Genomic DNA, 20188 nt, shown 5'->3' with positions numbered 1-20188 from the left:
CGTTGAAGAGAGAACTGCACTGATGGCCCTGGCAATTTTTGATCTGGACGAAACGTTGATCCACGGCGACTGCGCCACCCTCTGGAGCGAGCAGATGGGGCGCCTGGGCTGGGTCGATCCCGAGTCGTTCATGCGCAAGAACAACGAACTGATGGACGCCTACAGCCATGGCAAATTACGCATGGAAGATTACATGGCGTTCAGCCTCGAACCGCTGATCGGCCGTACGCCAGAAGAAGTCGAGCACCTGGTCGGGCCGTGGGTTGAAGACTTTATCGAACCGATCATCTTCAGCGACGCGACCAAAACCATCGCCGCGCACCGCAAGGCCGGCGACCGGATTCTGGTGATCTCGGCGTCGGGCACGCACCTGGTCAGACCGATTGCCGATCGACTCGGCATCGACGAGATTCTAGGGATTGAACTGGAAGTCGCGCACGGCGTTTACAGCGGCCATACCGTGGGCACGTTGACCTACCGCGAAGGCAAGATCACTCGCCTGCTGGAATGGCTGGACGCCGAAGAAGAAAACCTAGAGGGCGCGAGTTTCTATTCCGATTCGCGCAATGACTTGCCGCTGCTGTTGAAAGTGGATTTTCCACACGTGGTCAATCCGGATCCGGTGCTGCTTGAGCACGCAGAAAAGGCCGGCTGGCCGATCCACCTCTGGAAATAAAAGCAAAAGATCGCAGCCTTCGGCAGCTCCTACTTTTGGAATGCGTGCCTCTGTAGGAGCTGCCGAAGGCTGCGATCTTTTGACCTTGCTTTGCTGTCAGCTCAAACCCTCATTGATCACCAACACCAACTTGCCCGCCACCGTATTGCTCGCCAGTTGGGCAAACGCTGCTTCGGCATCCTTCACCGCAAAGGCTCTGGCCAATTGCGGACGCAAGCGGCCCTCGGCAAACAGCGGCCACACATGCTGGCCCAGATCACTGAGCAGATCGGCCTTGAATTGATCGCTACGGCTGCGCAACGTCGAACCGAGCAGTTGCACACGCTTGGCCAACACCTGCGCCAGATCCAGTTTCGCCTCGCGCCCGCCCATCAAACCGATCAGCACCCAACGTCCGTCCAGCGCCATCAGCTTGAGGTTCAGCGCCGCATAATTGCCGCCCACCGGGTCGAGAATCACATCGAACGGCCCGAAGTCGCGCAGGCTTTCAATTTCATCGGTGCGCACCACGCCGCCCTGCGCACCCAATGCTTCGCAGTAAGCCAGGCGTTCGGCGGAACCGACGCTGACCCAGCAAGGGTTACCGAAGGCTTTGCACAGCTGAATGGCGGCTGAACCGATTCCACTTGCGCCGGCGTGCAGGAGAATTTTCTCACCGGGTTTCAGCGCTGCAAGTTGAAACACATTCAGCCAGACGGTGGCGTACACCTCGGGCAATGCCGCCGCCTCGATCAGCGAAACACCTTCGGGCACGGGCAGCACATGCCGTCCGTCGACGACCACCTCTTCAGCCATGCCGCCCCCGGCCAACAAGGCGCAAACCCGGTCGCCAACCTGCCAGGACGAGCCCGCGCCGACCTCGCTGATCACCCCGGAGCACTCAAGACCAAGCACTTGGCTGGCCCCGGGTGGTGGCGGATAAAGCCCTGCTTTCTGTAATAAATCGGCGCGATTGAGGCCGGCTGCCGCCACCCGGATGCGGACTTGTCCTACATCGCACGTCGGACTCGGCTCTTCAACCCATGCCACTTGACCTTCAACGCCTTGCAATGCCTTCACACTGCCTCCATAGTGAGTCTGGACTGAGCCCGAAGCTGTAGCGCCGGGCTTTTTGCATTATGCGACCGGCTCTCAAAGAACCGGCGACTTCAAAGACGGCCTAATATGCGTTATCAATTGTCCCCGCGTCGAATCAGCATGAAGCATCTGCTCCCCAGCACCGCCCTCGCTCTTTTCATCGGTATCGGCCTGTTGCCGGTGTCGGGCACCACATTCGCAGCCAACAGCTGGGACAAGTTGCAGCCTGATCGCGATGAAGTCATCGCCAGCCTGAACGTCGTCGAGTTGCTCAAGCGTCACCACTACAGCAAGCCGCCGCTCGATGATGCGCGCTCGGTGATCATCTACGACAGCTACATCAAGCTGCTCGACCCGTCGCGCAGCTATTTCATGGCCAGCGACATCGCCGAATTCGACAAGTGGAAGACCCAGTTCGACGACTTCCTCAAAAGCGGCGACCTCAACGCCGGGTTCACCATCTACAAGCGCTATCTGGACCGCGTCAAAGCGCGTCTGGACTTCGCCCTTGCCGAGCTGAACAAAGGCGTCGACAAGATGGACTTCAACACCAAGGAGACCTTGCTGATCGATCGCAAGGACGCGCCTTGGCTCAAGTCCACCGCGGAACTCGACGACCTCTGGCGCAAACGCGTCAAGGACGAAGTGCTGCGCCAGAAGATCGCCGGCAAAGACCCGAAGCAGATCCAGGAAACCCTGACCAAGCGCTACAAGAATCAGCTGGCGCGCCTCGACCAGACCCGTGCCGAGGACATTTTCCAGGCGTACATCAACACCTTCGCCATGTCCTACGACCCGCACACCAACTATCTGTCGCCGGATAACGCGGAAAACTTCGACATCAACATGAGTCTGTCCCTTGAGGGCATCGGTGCCGTGTTGCAGAGCGACAATGATCAAGTGAAGGTCGTGCGTCTGGTGCCGGCTGGCCCGGCGGACAAGACCAAGCAAGTCGCTCCGGCCGACAAGATCATCGGCGTTGCCCAGGGCAACAAGGAAATGGTCGACGTGGTCGGCTGGCGTCTGGACGAAGTGGTCAAATTGATTCGCGGTCCTAAAGGCACCGTGGTGCGTCTGGAAGTCATTCCGGCGAGCAATGCGCCGAACGACCAGACCACCAAGATCGTGCCGATCACCCGTGAAGCGGTGAAGCTCGAAGATCAGGCCGTGAAGAAGTCGATTCTCAGCCTGAAACAGGACGGCAAGGACTACAAACTTGGCGTGATCGAGATCCCGGCCTTCTACCTCGACTTCAAGGCATTCCGTGCCGGCGATCCGGACTACAAGAGCACCACTCGCGACGTCAAGAAGCTGCTCACCGAGCTGCAGAAGGACAAAGTCGACGGCGTGGTCATCGACCTGCGCAACAACGGCGGCGGCTCCCTGCAGGAAGCCACCGAGCTGACCAGCCTGTTCATCGACAAAGGTCCGACCGTACTCGTGCGTAACGCCGACGGCCGTGTCGACGTGCTCGAAGATGAAAACCCGGGCGCGTTCTACAAAGGCCCGATGGCGCTGTTGGTCAACCGCCTGTCCGCCTCGGCCTCGGAGATCTTCGCCGGCGCCATGCAGGACTACCATCGCGCATTGATCATCGGCGGCCAGACTTTCGGTAAAGGCACTGTGCAAACCATTCAGCCGCTGAACCACGGCGAACTGAAACTGACCCTGGCCAAGTTCTACCGTGTCTCCGGGCAGAGCACCCAGCATCAGGGTGTACTGCCGGACATCGACTACCCGTCGCTGATCGACACCAAGGAAATCGGCGAAAGTGCCCTGCCGGAAGCCATGCCGTGGGACACCATTCGCGCGGCGATCAAGCCGGCGGCCGATCCGTTCAAGCCGTTCCTCGCCCAGTTGAAGTCCGAACATGACTCGCGCACCAACAAGGATGCCGAGTTCGTGTTCATCCGCGACAAGCTGGCCCTGGCGCAGAAACTGATGGAAGAAAAAACCGTCAGCCTCAACGAAGCCGATCGTCGTGCCCAGCACGCCGACATCGACGCCAAGCAACTGGCGATGGAGAACATCCGTCGCAAGGCCAAAGGCGAAGAACCGCTCAAAGAGCTGAAGAAAGAAGACGAAGACGCACTGGCCGCTGCCGAGCCGGACAAGGTCAAACCGGAAGACGATGCCTACCTGAGCGAAACCGGGCGCGTACTGCTGGATTACCTGAAACTGAGCAATCAGGTGGCCAAGAAGTAAGTGATGGCAATTTAGTGCTGGCGATCCACGGATCGTCATCAAACAGTCATCATTCTGTCGTGCAATAAAGGACCGGGAGCAAGCGCTCCCGGTCCTTTTTTTTATCGCCAGAGACTGCCATGACCACGACCGAACAGCTGAGCGCCTTGAGCTCGATCCTGACTCAAAGCGGTTTGCACAGTCTGTTCCAGCCGATCATCTGTCTCTCCGAACGCCGCATTCTCGGTTACGAAGCCCTCACCCGTGGGCCGTCCAACAGCCCTCTTCACTCGCCGATTGCCCTGTTCGCCGTTGCACGTCAGGCCGGTCGGTTGAGCGAACTGGAAATCGCCTGCCGGCAAAGCGCCTGTCGCCGATTCAATGAACAGCAGTTGCCGGGCAAACTGTTCCTCAACGTTTCGCCGGAATCCTTGCTCGAGGCCGCGCACCAACCCGGACGAACGTTGCAACTGTTGCAGGACTTGGGCATTGCGCCGAGCCAGGTGGTGATCGAGCTCACCGAGCAGACGCCGATCGATGACTTCCAGTTGCTGCAAACCGCCCTGCATCACTACCGGGCGATGGGTTTTTCCATTGCGCTGGACGACTTGGGCGCGGGGTATTCGAGCCTGCGCCTGTGGTCGGAATTGCGTCCGGATTACGTGAAGATCGACCGGCACTTCATTGATGGCATTCATCAGGATGCGTTGAAAAGAGAGTTTGTCGGTTCGATTCTGCAAATCGCCAAAGCCTCGCGCGCGCAAGTCATCGCCGAGGGCATCGAGCTACCGGAAGAACTCGCGGTGCTGACTGAAATGGGCGTCGACCTGGTGCAAGGCTACCTGCTCGGCCGCCCTCAGGAACATCCGTCCCGCGACGCTCGCGCGTTGATGCCCAAACACGACAGCAGCGCCGTCGCGCTGAATGACGAAGGCAGCGACCTCAGCGCCCTGCTCAACGACCAGCCCGCCGTGCAACGCGATACGCCCACCGCGACGGTACTGGAAGCCTTTCGCCGCCAGGCCAACCTCAATTCGCTCGCGGTGCTCGACGAACAAGGCCAGCCCTGCGGCATCGTCCATCGCCACTCGCTGTCGGACGCACTGCTCAAACCGTTTGCCACCGATCTTTTCGCGCGCAAACCGATCAGCCGCCTGATGAACGATGATTTCCTCGCCGTGGAAATCAGCCAGTCGCTGCAGCAAGTCAGCCGCCTGATCACCAGCCGCGCACGCCAGCGCATCGAAGAAGACTTCATCATCACCCTCAACGGCGGTTATCTAGGCCTCGGCCGAGTGATCGACGTGCTGAAACTGATCACCGAACTGAAAATCCAGCAGGCGCGCTACGCCAATCCCCTCACCCTGCTGCCGGGCAACGTACCGATCCAGCAGTGCCTCACCCGCCTGCTGCAACAGGCCCGCGAATCGATCATCTGCTACGTCGACATTGACAGCTTCAAACCCTTCAACGACATCTACGGCTACGGTCGCGGCGACGAAGTCCTGCTCTGCCTCGCGCAATGCCTCAACGAACGCATCGACCCCACCCGCGACTTTGTCGGTCACATCGGCGGCGACGACTTCCTCCTCGTCCTCGGCCCCGAAGACTGGCGCAAACGCCTCAACCAACTGCTCGACGATTTCCAAAGCCAATGCCGCCGGTTCTATCGGCCCGAGCATCTGGAAGCCGGTTGTTTTGTAGCGCCAAACCGACAGGGTGTGCGGCAAGAATTTGCGTTGTTGTCGTTATCGATCGGGGTGGTGCATCTGCGACCTGAGGCTTGTGCAGCGCTTGATGCCAGCCAGCTTGCGGAGATGGCTTCGCAGGCTAAGCATCATGCGAAGGGGGTTGTGGGGTTTAGTGTGTACGTGATTGATAGTTTCGTCGCTGCCGAGCTACTTCCGTCATAGCTTACGGACCAACGTCAACTTGGCTTTTAGTTTACCAAGTTGATCTATCCTCATTAGTTGCCATCAATAGATCCTCTTTCCAAATTTCCTGCGCCAGTCGAAAGACATCTTGAAAAAAGCAACGGGGATTTTCTAATGAGTACCATTCCTCACGCGGCCAACTGTTTGTCTCGCATTCATCAATTTCGAATACAGCTTGAAAATCGAAGCTTGAATCCTTAAGCACTGCTTCCAGATTTTCAATGAGAACCAGTTTATGCCTAAAGGAGAGATAGGGCTGATTTAAGCAATATTTCGTTATTAGCACGCTTCTATCAGCTCGATCATTCGGATCATATATCTCGAGCTCCACACCCTTGGTTTCCTCTCTATCATAAACATCAAATACACCAACGAACCACATCAAATCAGGTTCAAAAGGCTCATTTAAAAATGGGTCTTTAAGCATCATTTGCCCTCCGACGGGAAGCCCGTAAAAGGCTTCTGTGTATTGTCTTTGTCGAACTTAACCTCAAACCAATTCATATCCTCATTCAGCCGAGGATTTTGTGCATCTTTTTTATTAGGCCTGTAGCCGCGCCCAGCTCCAGGCAGTTCCAATCGAACTATAGGATTTTTCTTTTGATCCTTCCCTGTATGCTTAATCAATCCGTTTTCATCCTTCGTCATCGCTTTATTCAAGGCCCCCAGATGCATACGCCAACTATGAAACTGAGAGCTTGGATTACCTTTGGCATTTTTAGGAACCTCGCCAGTATGAGGATCCGCGCCATTTATCGCTCGCTGCTTGAGAGCCGGGCCAGTAATTTCCGAACTATGTTTTTTCACAGTGTGCATGTCATAAAGTTCTTCATACTCACTCACACGCCGTTTCGCATTCTCCTCAGCCACTTCATCAATCCTCGCCCGTCGTTCCTGCGCCGTCATCTTTGGCAGCGGGGGCGCTCCCTCTTCGACGACCACGCGACCAGCCTCGTATCGCATCGGACGTCGTGGCGCTGACGGTGGACAAATGCAACTCAACCCCAACGGATCCACCCACCCCGTCGGATTCGGCACGTATTGGTACTGATTCAACCCACCCGCCAGCTTCACCGGGTCCGGCGTTAAATACCGCCCTAGCCTCGGGTCGTAATACCGATGCCGGTTGTAATGCAGCCCACTTTCAACATCGAAATACTGCCCCTGAAAGCGCAGCGGTTGATCCAGGTAGTCTTCGCCGGCGAGGGTGACGGCGGCGACTTTGCCGTAGGCGTCGTATTGCGCGGACCAGACGATTTCGCCGCTGTAGTCGGTGAGTTCCTGCGGGGTGCCGAGGTGGTCGAGTTGGTAGTAGAACGGGCAGGCTTTTTTCGGGCCTTTGCCGTCGAGCATCGCCAGTGGGCGGAAGGTGCCGGGTTCGTAGAGGAAGCTGCGGTATTGCGTGGCGCTGCTTTCGGCGACGAGGTGTTCGCCTTGCCAGAAGAACTCGGTGATGGCGCCGTCGACGGTTTTGCGGATACGGCGGCCGAAGGCGTCGTATTGATAAGTGGCGGTCTGGCCGTCGGGGCGGGTCAGGCCGATCAGGCGGTGCTGGCAGTCGTAGCGGTATTCGGTGACCAGGGTCTGGCCGTGGCCTCGGCGTTCGCGGATCAGGTTGCCGAAGGCGTCGTAGTCGTAATGGCGGTCGCCTTGCATCAGCAGGCGGTTGCCCTTGATCTGCGCGGGACCGGGGCGGTCCTGCATCAGCAGGTTGCCCGCCGGGTCGTGGGCGAAGGATTCGGGCAGTTCGTCGCGCGAGTGACGTACGCGGATCAACCGGTCGAGGGCGTCGTAGCCGTAGGTGCGCTGGCCGTGGCGGCTGTCGGCGATGTGCTCGAGATTGCCGTTGGCGCTGTAGGCATAATCGCGGCGGTACAGCGAAGCGTGGCGATGGCCTACAGCGTGGGCGAGCAAGCGGCCCTGATCGTCGTAGGAGTATTCGCTGAGCAGCAAACCTTGCTGGCGTTGCTGTTCGCGACCGGACTGATACACATGCCGGGTCAGCGGCGTGCCGTTGAGGTCGATGGCTGACAGCGCACCGCCCTTGGCGTAGTGATAATCGAGCTTGCTGTTGTCCGGCAGACGCAGGCGTTTGAGCTGACCGCAGGCGTCATAGGCGTAGCGCAAGGTGCCCCAGCCCTGATGCTCGGTGATCAGCCGGTCCTGACGGTCATACTCGAAGGCCAGCGGATGGTTTTGCCCGTCATCAACGGCAACCAAGCGCCCGAGGCGATCATAGTCGTAGCGGACTTTGAGCCCATCGGGCAGGGTTTTGACCAGCAAACGCCCGGCCTTGTCGCGCTCATAGTGGGTGACCAGACTGGGGCCGAAATCACCAAACTCGGTCTTCTCCAGCAAATGACCATTGAGGTCGTAGACGTAAGCCGTGCGCCGCCCATCAAACCCGGTTTCCTGTCGGATCAATCCGGTCGGCGTGTAATCCAGTCGGTATTTTTCGCCCGATTCGTTTTCAATTTCGGTCAGCAACAGCCGCGCATGGTCATAGCGGTACTGCACGCGGGTGCCGTCGGGGTTGATCCGCCGCGAGACCAGATGCAGGTCGTCGTCATATTCGTAGCGGGTGATGCGCCCGAGCTCGTCGCGCTCAGCGGTGATCTGGCCGTAGGCGCCGTAGCTGTAGGCGCGCGTGCTTCCCGTAGGAGAAGTCGTCAGGATCAGTCGGCCGGCCGCGTCCCACTGCTGACGACTGACAACACCAAATTCGTCATGGGTGGTAATCCGCCGGCCCAGCGCATCGTAGGAAAAACGCCGCACGCCGCCGTCCGGCAGGGTTTCTTCGATGAGCTGGCCGAGCTCGTTCCACACCCAGCGGTGGCGGCTGCTGTCCGGATAGCGCAGCGACAGCAATTGGCCGCGCAGGTTGTAGTAGTAATGGGTGACCTGGCCGTGGGGATCGACCGCTTCGGTAACGGCGCCTTCAGCGTTGCGCCGGTAGATCCACACCGCATCACCACGGCAACGCTTGTAGAGAAAACCGTTGCGGTACTCGTAGGACGTTGGTGCATCGTCCGGCGGAATCAGCGCGATCAGCCGTCCGAGTTCGTCGTAGCGATATTCGGTGACCGCGCCCAACGCATCCTGCTCGGCGATCAATCGCCCCTGCTGGTCATAAGCCTTGAGCTGCTCGCCGCCATCGGCCGCAACCTGGCGCACCAGTCGCGCGCGCTCGTCGTGGACGTAGACTTCTTCGGTACCGTCGACGTAATGCACGGTCACGCTGGCGTCGTCATCGTTCCAGACGTAACGGGTGTTCATCTGCGAGAACGAAGCCCAGTGCCTCACGCAGCGCGCCGCTTTGCCCTCGCGCTGCCACTCCCAGAAGAAGCTCGCGCCGCCGGTCAGCTGGCGCTGGAGGATGACGTGATGGTCGTCGTAGTCGTAGCGTTCGCTGTCGCCGACCGCGTTGGTCGCGGTCAGCAGGCGTTGCCGGGCATCGAAGCTGTAGGTGGCGAGGGTTTGCTCGGTGGTCCACTCGCCTTGGACGAACACCTGATAATCGATCGCCACCAGTTGCGCGCGGTCATAACGCAACAGCAGGGCGCGGCCGGCGCCGTTGTCCAGACGCTGAATGCGGTCGGAGCGATCGCGTTGCAGGGTCAGACGATTGCCGTAGACGTCGCTGATCGCCGTCAGCCGGCCGGCGCGAAAGTGATAAAAGCGCGCGCTGTCGCCGGCCAAAACCAGAATCAGTTCTTCCGGCTCATCGCCGAGAAAGATCGCCGCCCGCGACAGGCTGTTGTGAATCGCTGGGCGCGCGACGTTGGGCAGGGGAAAACGAGTGCGGCGGTTTTCGTGGTCGATCCAGATCACGCCATCGCCGTCGAAGGACAGGCGATGGGCCAGCGTGTGGCTCCAGCCAAAACCCAGGCCGATGTCGATCTCGACCGCGCTGCTGCGGTACAAGCGGGTGAACTCGAAGGGCAGCACGCCATCGAGCACCGCGTCGGTCAGGGTCAGCAGTTCCTCGCCGGTGACCATCGACACCGGACAGCCGTTTTTGCAGGTATTGGGGACGCAATCGGCGGCGTCGCCGTTGGGGTTTTTTGCCTGGTCGGGGACGTCGTCGTGCTGTTCGTCTTTCTTCAACATGGCGTTGCGCTGGGCATCCCAGCGCAATTGCATCCGGCCCTTTTTCACCCCGGCGGCGATGCCGCGCGCGGCAACGGCTTTGTAGCGGTCGACGTATTCAATGAAGGCGCTGACGATGCTGAACAGCGCCTTGACCAGACGCTTGGCGACGTTGAACAGCTGCGTTGCACGGTCAGCCAGACGCAGCGTCAGATAAGCGATCCCCGCCCCCGCTCCGACAAACGTCAGCACCACGCTGGTCAACACATCGATGATCAGTTGCACGATCATCATCGACGCCACTTCAGCAGATTTGCCGGCAATCTCGCTGGGCGGCAGCATGTCCAGCCACAGGCTTGCCGACCGCAGCAGCAAGCACATCGCCGCTTCGTCACTGACCAGCAACTGCAGCTTTTCCATGAGATTTGGCGCGGTCTGTGCCAGCTCGATCAGCTCAGCCGCGCCACTGCCCAAACGCTCGGCAAACTTGCCGGGGTCCTGGAGAATTTCCGAGAGCAGTCCGAGGCTGTCCCATACCCCCTCGATGGCCGCCCAACTGCCGGCGAGCATGCCGTTGCTGGCTGCGGTCGCCACCGACTGTGACCACTGCGGCTTGAAACCCTGCCACTCGCTACGCAGCCAGCGTTTCAGTTCGCCGGTCAAACCGTTGTAGGATTTGAACAGCTCGTCGACTTGACTGGAGGTGACAGCGCTGTGGACCAGAACGCGGTAGAACTTGCCCTCTTCGCCTCTGAATTCAGCCTTGCCCTGCTGATCAAGGGTGACCGGGCTGGTTTTGCCGCTATCCACGTCGACCACATCGACGGAAATGTTGCCCAGCGGGATGTCGTAGACCGATTCGAACTTGCTCTCGATCTGCATGAGCCCGCCCTGCGGGCACTGGACAACGCTGGAAGAAAACTCCTCGTCGCTGCTACTGACCGCCGTGCGGCTATCGCCGAAGCGGATGATCCGCTCCATGCCCACCAGCGATGGCAGGTCTGCTGCCTCGCTGATCTGGTCCACCCTGCGACTGAGCCAGTGATCGAGCTGTTTGCGGTAGAGGCTGAGCGTTTGCGGGAAACTGTCGAGTTCCTGCTCGATGCGAGCGATGGCTTCCATCAACACACGCAGGCAGACAAGGTGGGCTGAAAAACGGGCTGAAGCATGAGCGGTCCCTCGCGCAAGAAATTAGTCGCGGGAACTGTGCGGGGGATCAGAAAGGAAAGAAGTCAGGCGAGTAGGCAAAGGATGTAGGACTAATCTGCAATCCAACATCCAGCGAAAAACGTGCAGGCAAAAACGTAAACGCGGCGTGAGGAAAACCTCACGCCGCGTTTACTTAGAAGACATACATGGAATTACTGCGTTGAATCACCAGCCATCAGCTGTTGCAGCTTAAGCTCGGCCAACGGGTGGCCGGCTTCGGCGGCCATGCTCCACCAACGAGCGGCCTCAGCGGGATCCGGCGCCTTGCTCGGGGTACCGGCGAGGCTGATCACGCCGACTTGATACGCCGCTTTACCATCACCAGCCAACGCCGCCAGACGCAGTAAGCGCACGCCTTCTTCACGCGCGCCTAACCCGACGCCGCGAAAAGTCAGAATGTGCCCATAAAAGCTTTGCGCACCGACATCGCCGAGGTTGGCCATGCGTGCAAACTGGCCTTCGAGCCAGCGCCAGCCACGCGGCTGGCGAACGAACCACGACCAATGAAACAGCCTGCGGGCCAGCCAGTAACCGGCCCGCGCCTTGAGGCGCAGAAACACTCAGGCCTCCGCCGATTCCGGGTATTCGTATTCGAAGACGCGCACCACTTCCGACGCATGCCAGGACGCCGCTGCAACGCCATCCGAAGGCCCGGAAAAGCGCCCCAGACGCTCGACACATTCAAAAAAACCGGTACGCGGCAAACGACTGGCGCCCTGACTGATGACCAGCGAACTGCGCAACGGCTGCTCGGCTTTGGCGTCCAGTGCGGCCAGATGCTCCAGCGCAGCCGTCAGTGTCTGCATCGCCGGCGTCGGCAGCTGCAAACGCTCAAGCAAGGCTCGATAAGTGAGAAGATGGCGCTGACGACGCGCCTGGTCCAGTTCCCCCAGCAATCCGTCCCAATGTTGACGGCTGATTCGTACGCTCACGATTCGTCCCTCCAACCCGGCACCGTCAGTTCCCAGGCCAGGCTGCGGCGAATCGCGGCGTCGGGCTGACGCTCACCACTTTCGATCATGGCCAGATAAGACGGGCTGATACCTACCGTGCGGGCCAGCGCCTCGATGGCGATGCCCTTCCCTTCGCGCAAACTGCGTAATTGATCCAGACCCGGAAGAATCGGCTCCGGCGAGGCGGCGAGCGGCGCTGCTGGCTGCTGCACCGGTGTTGCGTTGATCCCTGCTGCTTTCAGTAAAGCCTGATATTGAGCCCACGGCAGAACCGCGTATTCGGGTTCGCCATCGCGTGCAATTATCTGAATATCCATGACTACCCCGTAGGACAACACCACTTAGCGAGTCGGCACTTTTCCCTAGAAGTGTAATCCTAACAGCGGCCAAGGTCGCGAGTGGTATCTATCTGTAGGCAGTCTTCGTCAGTCAGGGCTTTTTCGGGCCTTGCAGCTGCAATTGTTCAGGGGTATCAGGAAGGCGCTCAACCACCGCCAGCTTCTCGGGTTGCTGGCGCTTGCGCCACAGGCGGAAGGCGTTGAGCTCGTCATCGAGGGTTTTCATCAGCCAAGCGAGGACAGCGATGTCATCGAGCATGCCGAACATGGGAATGAAATCCGGAATGGCATCGACCGGGCTGAGGAAATACATCAGGCCGGCCACCACCGAAATCAGCGACTTGGCACTGATCGCGCGATACTCGCCACGCCAGTAGGCCAGGCACAGCGACTGCAGCAAGCGCAGATCATCCTTGAGTTTGCCCAGGCGATTGCCTTGCGCGGCGCCTTTGCTGGCCACGGCAAACAACAGGGTCGGCAAGCGTCCACGGGCCAGCAGGCGACCGGCCAACGGCAGGAATCGAGCGAAATTCCACGGAGCTTTCATCTATTCTTCCCGTTGAAATGTTATCCACACAAATTGTGGATAACCTTGTGAACAGAGCTGCATTTCAGCGCTGAGAGCCCCGTTTCATAAGGGCTGCGCTCAGATCGGGCGTTTTTTACTCACATAAAAAAGCCCAATATTTCATTGACTTGGCGGCTCAGGACGTCTAGCGCGGGCAGCCTCAAAGCTATGACTGTGCTGATCGCTGTCAGTTCGCTCTGTTTACCTTTCCTGACCTGCAGATGCAACAACGCCCCGCATAAGCGAGGCGTTGTTGGCGATGCCGTTGCGTGTTACTTGGCAGCGGCGTCTTCTTTGCCTGGATCCTTGATGGCCAGCAGTTCCAGGTCGAAAACCAGAACCGAGTTGGCCGGGATTGCCGGGCTTGGCGACTGAGCGCCGTAAGCCAGATCGCTAGGGATGTACAGTTTGTACTTCTCGCCAACGTGCATCAGTTGCAGACCTTCAACCCAACCCGGGATCACGCCACTGACTGGCAGATCGATCGGGCTGCCGCGCTCTACGGAGCTGTCGAACACGGTGCCGTTGGTCAGCTTGCCGGTGTAGTGAACAGTTACGACGTCGGTCGGCTTAGGCTGTGGGCCATCGGCTTTCTTCACTACTTCGTACTGCAGGCCGGAAGCGGTGGTGGTCACACCGGCTTTCTTGCCGTTTTCTTCGAGGAATTTCTTGCCGGCGGCTGCCGACTCTTCACTCATCTTGGCCATACGCTCTTCAGCACGCTTTTGCAGCGAGGCGAAGGCTTCGACCAGTTCTTCATCTTTCAGCTTCTGTTCTTTCTTGCCAACGGCATCTTCGATGCCCTGGGCTACCGCTTTGGAGTCCAGATCATCCATGCCTTCCTGGGCAAGGCTTTTGCCCATGTTCAGGCCGATGCCGTAGGAAGCTTTTTGCGCCGGGGTTTTCAGCTCTACGCTGGTCTGCGAGTCACAACCCGCGAGTACCAGGCTAACCAGGGCTACCGCCGCCGCCAACCGATGCTGTTTCATGCTATTTCCTTGTTCATGCGCCGAATGGGCAATCGAGTAAAGCCGCGAGCTTATCAGGCCGCCACGACCAATGGCTACCGGCATGAGAGCAGGAATCTTCCGATAAGTTCAGGGATTAAAACGCATTTGGGCAACGGCTGGATGAAGCTTCTGTCATCCACGGACGACAAGCGTCATCGGAGCTTGCCTCAGCGTCTGGCGTAATGGCCACTTGCCCAGCAGTCATGGCTCAGGCATAACAGCGCAACAATTCGACAAGGATGTTTAACTTGCGCCTTCTATTCCGCGTTCTCACTCTGGTGATCGTGCTGGCGATAATCGCCCTCGCGGTGACCGTCTATTACGTCGCCAATCCGAAATTGCCCTCCTACACCCCGCCGCAACAGGTACGTTACCTGGATCAATGGAGCGAAGAGCAACGGCGGACCTACTACTTCACGCCCCAAGGTACGCAAGTCAAAGGCCTGCGTTACGAGTGGTTCCAGGCATTGGAATTGCCGTTCTCCGAGCAGCGCTTCGCCTCCCCTGAATATCTCGCCCGTTTCGGCTTCCTGGTCGACCCGCAGCAGAAAGCGAGCGCGAACAACCCCGGCAACCTTCCCGTCGGTTTTGCCCGGCACCAGAATCCCGGCAACGCCTCGGAGCATTATCTGGACATCACCTGCGCCGCTTGCCACACCGGCGAGTTGCGCGTCAAAGGCCAGGCCGTACGTATCGATGGCGGCAGCGCACAGCACGTGTTGCCTTCCAGCGTTCCTACGTTGCGCGGTGGCAGTTTCGGACAGGCCCTGGTCGCCAGTCTCGCCTCGACTTACTACAACCCGTGGAAGTTCGAGCGCTTCGCCCGCCAGGTGCTCGGAGATGATTACGAAGCGCGCCGCGAACAATTGCGCAGCGAGTTCAAGACCTCGCTGAACACCTTCGTCAAAGTGGCGTGGAACGACACCCATCGCGGCCTGTACCCGACCGAGGAAGGCCCGGGGCGCACCGATGCGTTCGGCCGGATTGCCAACGCGACGTTTGGCGATGCGATTTCCCCTGCCAACTACCGTGTGGCCGATGCCCCGGTGGATTACCCGCAGCTGTGGGACATGTGGACGTTCGACTGGGTGCAGTGGAACGGCTCGGCTCAACAGCCAATGGCGCGCAATATCGGCGAGGCGCTCGGCGTCGGTGCCACGCTGAATTTCTTCGACGGCAACGGCCAGCCGCTGCAAGGCGCTGAGCGCTATCCCTCCAGCGTGCGCGTGCGCGATCTGCACGCTATCGAAGAAACCTTGCAGCAGTTGAAGCCGCCGACCTGGCCGGAAGATCTGTTCGGAGCGATCGACAAGCCGCTGGCCACCAGAGGCCGCGCGCTGTTCGCGGAAAACTGCGCCGGCTGCCATGTCCCGCGCCAATCGCAGGAAGGCGAACGTTGGGTGCAGCACTTGCACATGATTCCCGTGGAGGTGATCGGTACCGATCCGAATGCGGCCAACAACGTTGCCAGCCATCGTTTCGACCTGAGCGCGCTGCAATGGGATGTCAAAGAGTTGGAAAAAATGGACGTCAGACTGCACCCCGAACCTAAAGCGCCGCTTGATCTGAGCCAATTGTCGGTGGCCAAGGGCCTGGCTTACGTCACCGCGTTCGTGGAAAACCGTGCCTATCGCGACGCGCAGATCACGCCGGAAGAAAAACCGCGCATGGACGGTTTCGGCCTGCCGATCGGCGTGCGCGAGAAGGTCGCTTACAAGGCTCGACCGCTGGCTGGCGTGTGGGCGACTGCGCCGTTTCTGCACAACGGTTCGGTGCCAAGCATCTATCAGTTGCTGTCACCGCAGGATGAGCGCGCCACCACCTTCTATAAAGGCACGCTCGAATACGACCCGCGCCACCTCGGCTATCGCACCGAACCTTTCACCAACGGTTTTCTGTTCGACACGCGCATCAGCGGCAACCACAACAGCGGCCACGAATTCCGCGCTGGCGCTCGCGGCAACGGGGTGATCGGCCGCCTCCTGCAACCAGAGGAGCGCTGGGCGCTGCTCGAATACCTGAAAGTGCTGGGCGGACCACTGGAGGCGCAGTTGCCATGATCATGCCGACATTCAAAAAAGAACTGCCGCCACTGGCTCGCTTCTGGCTCTGGTTGGGGCGTTTGCTTGGCAAGACGCTGCTGATCCTGCTGATCATCGGCCTGCTCGGCTGGGCCATCGCCGCCGCGTGGTTCGCTTGGCAGCATCGTGGGCCGGTGTCGGCGCAGGAACAGATTCCACCAGGCGAAGCGGTGATGACCCAGGACATCATTCAAACCGCTGTGCGCATCGTCGACCAGCATCGCGAAAGCACGCGTTATCTGCGCGATGCCCACGCCAAGGCGCATGGCTGCGTGAAGGCGCAAGTGCAAGTGTTACCGGAACTGGAGCAATCGCTGCGACAGGGTGTGTTCAGCGAGCCGGGCAAGACCTGGCAGGCGCTGATCCGGTTGTCCAACGGCAATGCCTACCCGCAATTCGACAGCATTCGCGACGCGCGCGGAATGGCGATCAAGTTGCTTGAGGTTCCTGGCACGCAACTGCTAGGCAACCGCCAGGACCAGCATGAACAGGATTTCGTGATGTTCAGCCATCCGAATTTCTTTGTCAGCAATGTCGCCGAGTACCGTCAGAATGTGGCGGCGCAGGCTGACGGCAAGAAGGTCATGGCGTTTTTTCCGACGTGGGATCCGCGCACCTGGCAGGTCCGTCATCTATTCATCGCGTTGGCAACCCTGTCAGCGCCGCCGGACAGTCCGACCGAGACTACATATTTCTCTGTATCACCCTACAAGTTCGGTGAGGCCAATGCGAAATTCCGCGTCGTGCCGGATCCGGAGCGTTGCCCGGCGTATACCTTGCCCAAACAGAATCACGACTTGCCGAATTTTCTGCGCAGTGCACTGAATCAACAGTTATCCACGGATCGGGTGCCGGCGTGTTTTGCCCTGCAGATCCAGCGCCAGGACGCGAACAAGTACATGCCGATCGAAAACACCAGCATTGAGTGGCGTGAGCAGGATGCGCCTTTTGCAACGGTGGCGCGGATCACCCTGCCCGCGCAGGACTTCGATACGCCGGCGCTGAATCTGCAATGCGACAACCTGTCGTTCAACCCGTGGTTCGGCATCGAGGCGCATCGGCCGGTGGGCGGGATCAATCGCTTGCGCAAGGCAGTGTACGAGGCGGTGAGCGACTATCGGCATGCCCACAATGCGGCGCAGTAGCGCGGCGATTTCATAAATCGCAGACAGCAAAAAGCCCGCACAAGGCGGGCTTTTTGTGGTGTCTGGCGTTCAGTTCCAGATACCGAATATGGCGCAGCGGACGGGACTCGAACCCGCGACCCCCGGCGTGACAGGCCGGTATTCTAACCGACTGAACTACCGCTGCGCGAAACGCTTGAAACGAATGGTGGGTGATGACGGGATCGAACCGCCGACATTCTGCTTGTAAGGCAGACGCTCTCCCAGCTGAGCTAATCACCCTTCGCTTCGTTACGGGGCGTATTATGCCACAGGTTTTCGTAAAGTGTTGATTTAATTGAATATTTTCAAAAAAATCTGAAAACCGGTGAAACGATACATCCCGCGGGTACAACCTTGAGACAGAAAAAAACCCGCCTCAGCGGGTTTTTCCGTGGTGACCTGGCGTTCAGTGGTCCAGGTTACCGAATATGGCGCAGCGGACGGGACTCGAACCCGCGACCCCCGGCGTGACAGGCCGGTATTCTAACCGACTGAACTACCGCTGCGCTAAACACTTGAAACGAATGGTGGGTGATGACGGGATCGAACCGCCGACATTCTGCTTGTAAGGCAGACGCTCTCCCAGCTGAGCTAATCACCCTTCGCTTCGGTGTGGCGCGCATTCTACGGAGCACCCCAACCTCTGGCAAGCACTTTTTTAAATAATTTTCCGAGGCCTTCCAAAGGCTTAGAGAAGGGTTGGCCTATGCCCCGGCGAAGACAATAATGCCCCCCTTTGTATAAAGGAGTGACTCGCCCCATGTGGTTCAAGAACCTGCTGATCTATCGCCTGACCCAAGACCTGCCTGTCGATGCCGAGGCGCTGGAAACTGCACTGGCGACCAAACTGGCGCGGCCGTGTGCAAGCCAGGAGCTGACCACTTACGGTTTCGTTGCACCGTTCGGCAAGGGCGAAGATGCGCCGCTGGTGCACGTCAGCGGCGATTTCCTGCTGATCTCTGCGCGCAAGGAAGAACGCATTCTGCCGGGCAGCGTCGTGCGTGACGCGGTCAAGGAAAAGGTCGAAGAGATCGAAGCCGAGCAGATGCGCAAGGTCTATAAGAAGGAACGCGACCAGATCAAGGATGAAATTATCCAGGCGTTTCTGCCGCGCGCGTTCATCCGTCGTTCGTCGACCTTCGCCGCGATCGCGCCGAAACAGGGCCTGATCCTGGTCAACTCGGCCAGCCCGAAACGCGCCGAAGACCTGCTGTCGACGCTGCGCGAAGTGATCGGCACCCTGCCCGTGCGTCCATTGACCGTGAAAATGGCACCGACTGCGGTGATGACCGAGTGGGTCACCACGCAGAAAGCCGCCGACGATTTTTATGTACTGGACGAGTGCGAACTGCGCGACACCCACGAAGACGGCGGCATCGTCCGTTGCAAGCGTCAGGACCTGACCAGCGAAGAAATCCAGCTGCACCTGAGCACCGGCAAAGTCGTCACTCAGTTGTCGCTGGCGTGGCAGGACAAACTGTCGTTCATGCTCGACGACAAGATGACCGTCAAACGCCTGAAATTCGAGGATCTGCTGCAGGATCAGGCGGAACAGGACGGTGGCGATGAAGCCCTGGGCCAACTGGATGCCAGCTTCACCCTGATGATGCTGACCTTCGGCGACTTCCTGCCGGCGCTGGTTGAAGCGTTGGGTGGGGAAGAGATGCCGCAGGGGATCTGACCCTGACGAGCATCTAACCTGTGGGAGCGAGCCTGCTCGCGAATGCGGTGCGCCAGCAACATTAATGTATCTGGCTCACCGCTTTCGCGAGCAGGCTCGCTCCCACAATGTTTTGTGGTGTAACCAAAAATAAGGATCAAGCCATGCGCGCACTGGCTGCACTCAGCCGCTTTGTCGGCAATACCTTCGCTTACTGGGTTCTGATATTCGCCGTCGTGGCCTTCCTGCAACCGGCGTGGTTCATCGGCCTGAAAAGCGCGATCGTACCGCTGCTGGGTCTGGTGATGTTCGGCATGGGCCTGACCCTCAAGCTCGACGACTTCGCTGCCGTCGCTCGCCATCCGTGGCGGGTGGCGCTGGGCGTGGTTGCACATTTCGTGATCATGCCCGGTGTGGCGTGGTTGCTCTGCCAGGTGTTTCACCTGCCGCCGGAAATCGCCGTCGGGGTGATTCTGGTCGGCTGCTGCCCGAGCGGCACCTCTTCGAACGTGATGACCTGGCTGGCACGCGGTGATCTGGCGCTTTCAGTGGCGATTGCCGCGGTCACTACCCTCCTCGCCCCACTGTTGACCCCGGCGCTGATCTGGCTGCTGGCCTCGGCGTGGCTGCCGGTATCGTTCATGGAGCTGTTCTGGTCGATCCTGCAAGTGGTGCTGTTGCCGATCGTTCTCGGCGTGGTCGCGCAGCGGCTGCTCGGCGACAAGGTGCGGCATGCGGTGGATGTGTTGCCGCTGGTATCGGTGGTCAGCATCGTGATTATCGTCACCGCCGTGGTGGCGGCGAGTCAGGCGAAAATCGCCGAGTCCGGCCTGTTGATCATGGCCGTGGTGATGCTGCACAACAGCTTCGGTTATCTGCTCGGCTACTTCACCGGACGCCTGTTCGGCTTGCCTCTGGCTCAGCGCAAGTCGCTGGCACTGGAGGTCGGCATGCAGAATTCGGGACTGGGCGCGGCATTGGCCAGTGCGCACTTCTCGCCACTGGCGGCGGTGCCGAGCGCGCTGTTCAGCGTTTGGCACAATATTTCCGGAGCACTGCTATCGACGTACTTCCGGCGCATGAGCGAAAAAGAAGATCGCGACAACCTCGCACAACGGGCTGCCGATTGAGGCTGAAAACTTGATCCCCGGGTTAATGCTCGTCAGTATATTGCGCAACGCGGGGACGACCCTGCGGCTCGATCGAGTCATTCATCTGGGGACGACCCCGTCAATCGATGGAG

The 20188-nt window shown here is 59.4% G+C and carries 15 protein-coding genes and 4 tRNA genes; 7 read left to right on the top strand and 12 right to left on the bottom strand.

The window, feature by feature from the left end; genetic code table 11:
- Positions 1 to 22: 22 nt before the first annotated feature.
- Positions 23 to 676 (top strand): HAD family phosphatase, encoded by a 654-nt coding sequence (locus PSH90_RS08095; protein WP_073472633.1) that lies wholly within the window; start codon positions 23 to 25, stop codon positions 674 to 676.
- 96 nt (positions 677 to 772) lie between these two features.
- Here the strand turns inward: PSH90_RS08095 and PSH90_RS08090 are convergent, their stop codons facing one another.
- On the bottom strand, positions 773 to 1735 hold the full coding sequence (locus tag PSH90_RS08090; protein WP_305382491.1) for a zinc-binding dehydrogenase: 963 nt from the start codon (positions 1733 to 1735) through the stop codon (positions 773 to 775).
- Positions 1736 to 1873: 138 nt separating this feature from the next.
- Between PSH90_RS08090 and PSH90_RS08085 the strand changes: the two genes are divergently transcribed.
- The gene (locus tag PSH90_RS08085) at positions 1874 to 3958 is read left to right on the top strand and encodes a carboxy terminal-processing peptidase (protein WP_177434207.1); all 2085 of its coding nucleotides are present in this window, start codon (positions 1874 to 1876) and stop codon (positions 3956 to 3958) included.
- Positions 3959 to 4077: 119 nt separating this feature from the next.
- Positions 4078 to 5850, top strand: a complete 1773-nt coding sequence (locus PSH90_RS08080; RefSeq protein ID WP_305382490.1) for a bifunctional diguanylate cyclase/phosphodiesterase — start codon at positions 4078 to 4080, stop codon at positions 5848 to 5850.
- Positions 5851 to 5881: 31 nt separating this feature from the next.
- Here the strand turns inward: PSH90_RS08080 and PSH90_RS08075 are convergent, their stop codons facing one another.
- The 7 genes from PSH90_RS08075 to PSH90_RS08045 form a co-directional block, all read right to left on the bottom strand.
- A complete protein-coding gene (locus tag PSH90_RS08075; RefSeq protein WP_056783991.1) occupies positions 5882 to 6301 on the bottom strand; it encodes a hypothetical protein in 420 nt (139 codons plus the stop codon).
- Entirely contained in the window at positions 6298 to 11082 is a 4785-nt protein-coding gene (locus PSH90_RS08070; protein ID WP_305382488.1) for an RHS repeat-associated core domain-containing protein, read from the bottom strand. Before PSH90_RS08070 ends, PSH90_RS08075 begins: the two co-directional genes overlap by 4 nt.
- Before the next feature lie 239 nt (positions 11083 to 11321).
- A complete protein-coding gene (locus PSH90_RS08065) occupies positions 11322 to 11729 on the bottom strand; it encodes a sel1 repeat family protein (RefSeq protein ID WP_076566754.1) in 408 nt (135 codons plus the stop codon).
- Positions 11730 to 12101, bottom strand: coding sequence for a hypothetical protein (locus PSH90_RS08060; protein WP_003223109.1), 372 nt, complete (start codon positions 12099 to 12101; stop codon positions 11730 to 11732).
- Complete coding sequence (locus PSH90_RS08055) at positions 12098 to 12439, bottom strand: helix-turn-helix domain-containing protein (protein WP_056783977.1); 342 nt, start codon at positions 12437 to 12439, stop codon at positions 12098 to 12100. Before PSH90_RS08055 ends, PSH90_RS08060 begins: the two co-directional genes overlap by 4 nt.
- A 112-nt stretch (positions 12440 to 12551) precedes the next feature.
- Positions 12552 to 13007, bottom strand: coding sequence for a YkvA family protein (locus PSH90_RS08050; protein WP_016773733.1), 456 nt, complete (start codon positions 13005 to 13007; stop codon positions 12552 to 12554).
- A gap of 293 nt (positions 13008 to 13300) precedes the next feature.
- A complete protein-coding gene (locus PSH90_RS08045; RefSeq protein WP_305382486.1) occupies positions 13301 to 14017 on the bottom strand; it encodes an FKBP-type peptidyl-prolyl cis-trans isomerase in 717 nt (238 codons plus the stop codon).
- 269 nt (positions 14018 to 14286) lie between these two features.
- Here PSH90_RS08045 and PSH90_RS08040 point away from each other — a divergent pair, with 269 nt between their 5' ends.
- Both PSH90_RS08040 and PSH90_RS08035 read left to right on the top strand, forming a co-directional pair.
- Entirely contained in the window at positions 14287 to 16098 is a 1812-nt protein-coding gene (locus PSH90_RS08040; RefSeq protein WP_305382485.1) for a di-heme-cytochrome C peroxidase, read from the top strand.
- Complete coding sequence (locus PSH90_RS08035) at positions 16095 to 17264, top strand: catalase family protein (RefSeq protein ID WP_305382484.1); 1170 nt, start codon at positions 16095 to 16097, stop codon at positions 17262 to 17264. Before PSH90_RS08040 ends, PSH90_RS08035 begins: the two co-directional genes overlap by 4 nt.
- 89 nt (positions 17265 to 17353) lie before the next feature.
- Here the strand turns inward: PSH90_RS08035 and PSH90_RS08030 are convergent.
- The 4 genes from PSH90_RS08030 to PSH90_RS08015 all read right to left on the bottom strand — a co-directional run bounded on the left by PSH90_RS08030 (position 17354) and on the right by PSH90_RS08015 (position 17886).
- Positions 17354 to 17430, bottom strand: a tRNA-Asp gene (locus PSH90_RS08030).
- A gap of 19 nt (positions 17431 to 17449) precedes the next feature.
- Positions 17450 to 17525 (bottom strand) — tRNA-Val (locus tag PSH90_RS08025).
- Positions 17526 to 17714: 189 nt separating this feature from the next.
- A tRNA-Asp gene (locus PSH90_RS08020) sits at positions 17715 to 17791 on the bottom strand.
- A gap of 19 nt (positions 17792 to 17810) precedes the next feature.
- A tRNA-Val gene (locus PSH90_RS08015) sits at positions 17811 to 17886 on the bottom strand.
- Positions 17887 to 18045: 159 nt separating this feature from the next.
- Between PSH90_RS08015 and rdgC the strand changes: the two genes are divergently transcribed.
- Together rdgC and PSH90_RS08005 are read left to right on the top strand one after the other, a co-directional pair.
- Positions 18046 to 18966, top strand: a complete 921-nt coding sequence (gene rdgC, locus PSH90_RS08010; RefSeq protein WP_024012190.1) for a recombination-associated protein RdgC — start codon at positions 18046 to 18048, stop codon at positions 18964 to 18966.
- Positions 18967 to 19109: 143 nt separating this feature from the next.
- On the top strand, positions 19110 to 20075 hold the full coding sequence (locus PSH90_RS08005; protein ID WP_041479525.1) for a bile acid:sodium symporter family protein: 966 nt from the start codon (positions 19110 to 19112) through the stop codon (positions 20073 to 20075).
- Positions 20076 to 20188: the final 113 nt, after the last annotated feature.

The organism is Pseudomonas sp. FP1762 (genome assembly GCF_030687105.1).
Lineage (GTDB): Bacteria > Pseudomonadota > Gammaproteobacteria > Pseudomonadales > Pseudomonadaceae > Aquipseudomonas > Aquipseudomonas siliginis.
This window is presented reverse-complemented; position numbering and strand designations above follow the sequence as displayed.

What these genes read in the sequence shown, in the direction of transcription:
- PSH90_RS08095 (WP_073472633.1), top strand. Translation starts at nt 23, where the DNA reads ATGGCCCTGGCAATTTTTGATCTGGACGAAACGTTGATCCACGGCGAC.
- PSH90_RS08085 (WP_177434207.1), top strand. Translation starts at nt 1,874, where the DNA reads ATGAAGCATCTGCTCCCCAGCACCGCCCTCGCTCTTTTCATCGGTATC.
- PSH90_RS08080 (WP_305382490.1), top strand. Translation starts at nt 4,078, where the DNA reads ATGACCACGACCGAACAGCTGAGCGCCTTGAGCTCGATCCTGACTCAA.
- PSH90_RS08075 (WP_056783991.1), bottom strand. Translation starts at nt 6,301, where the DNA reads ATGATGCTTAAAGACCCATTTTTAAATGAGCCTTTTGAACCTGATTTG.
- PSH90_RS08070 (WP_305382488.1), bottom strand. Translation starts at nt 11,082, where the DNA reads ATGGAAGCCATCGCTCGCATCGAGCAGGAACTCGACAGTTTCCCGCAA.
- PSH90_RS08055 (WP_056783977.1), bottom strand. Translation starts at nt 12,439, where the DNA reads ATGGATATTCAGATAATTGCACGCGATGGCGAACCCGAATACGCGGTT.
- PSH90_RS08050 (WP_016773733.1), bottom strand. Translation starts at nt 13,007, where the DNA reads ATGAAAGCTCCGTGGAATTTCGCTCGATTCCTGCCGTTGGCCGGTCGC.
- PSH90_RS08045 (WP_305382486.1), bottom strand. Translation starts at nt 14,017, where the DNA reads ATGAAACAGCATCGGTTGGCGGCGGCGGTAGCCCTGGTTAGCCTGGTA.
- PSH90_RS08035 (WP_305382484.1), top strand. Translation starts at nt 16,095, where the DNA reads ATGATCATGCCGACATTCAAAAAAGAACTGCCGCCACTGGCTCGCTTC.
- rdgC (WP_024012190.1), top strand. Translation starts at nt 18,046, where the DNA reads ATGTGGTTCAAGAACCTGCTGATCTATCGCCTGACCCAAGACCTGCCT.
- PSH90_RS08005 (WP_041479525.1), top strand. Translation starts at nt 19,110, where the DNA reads ATGCGCGCACTGGCTGCACTCAGCCGCTTTGTCGGCAATACCTTCGCT.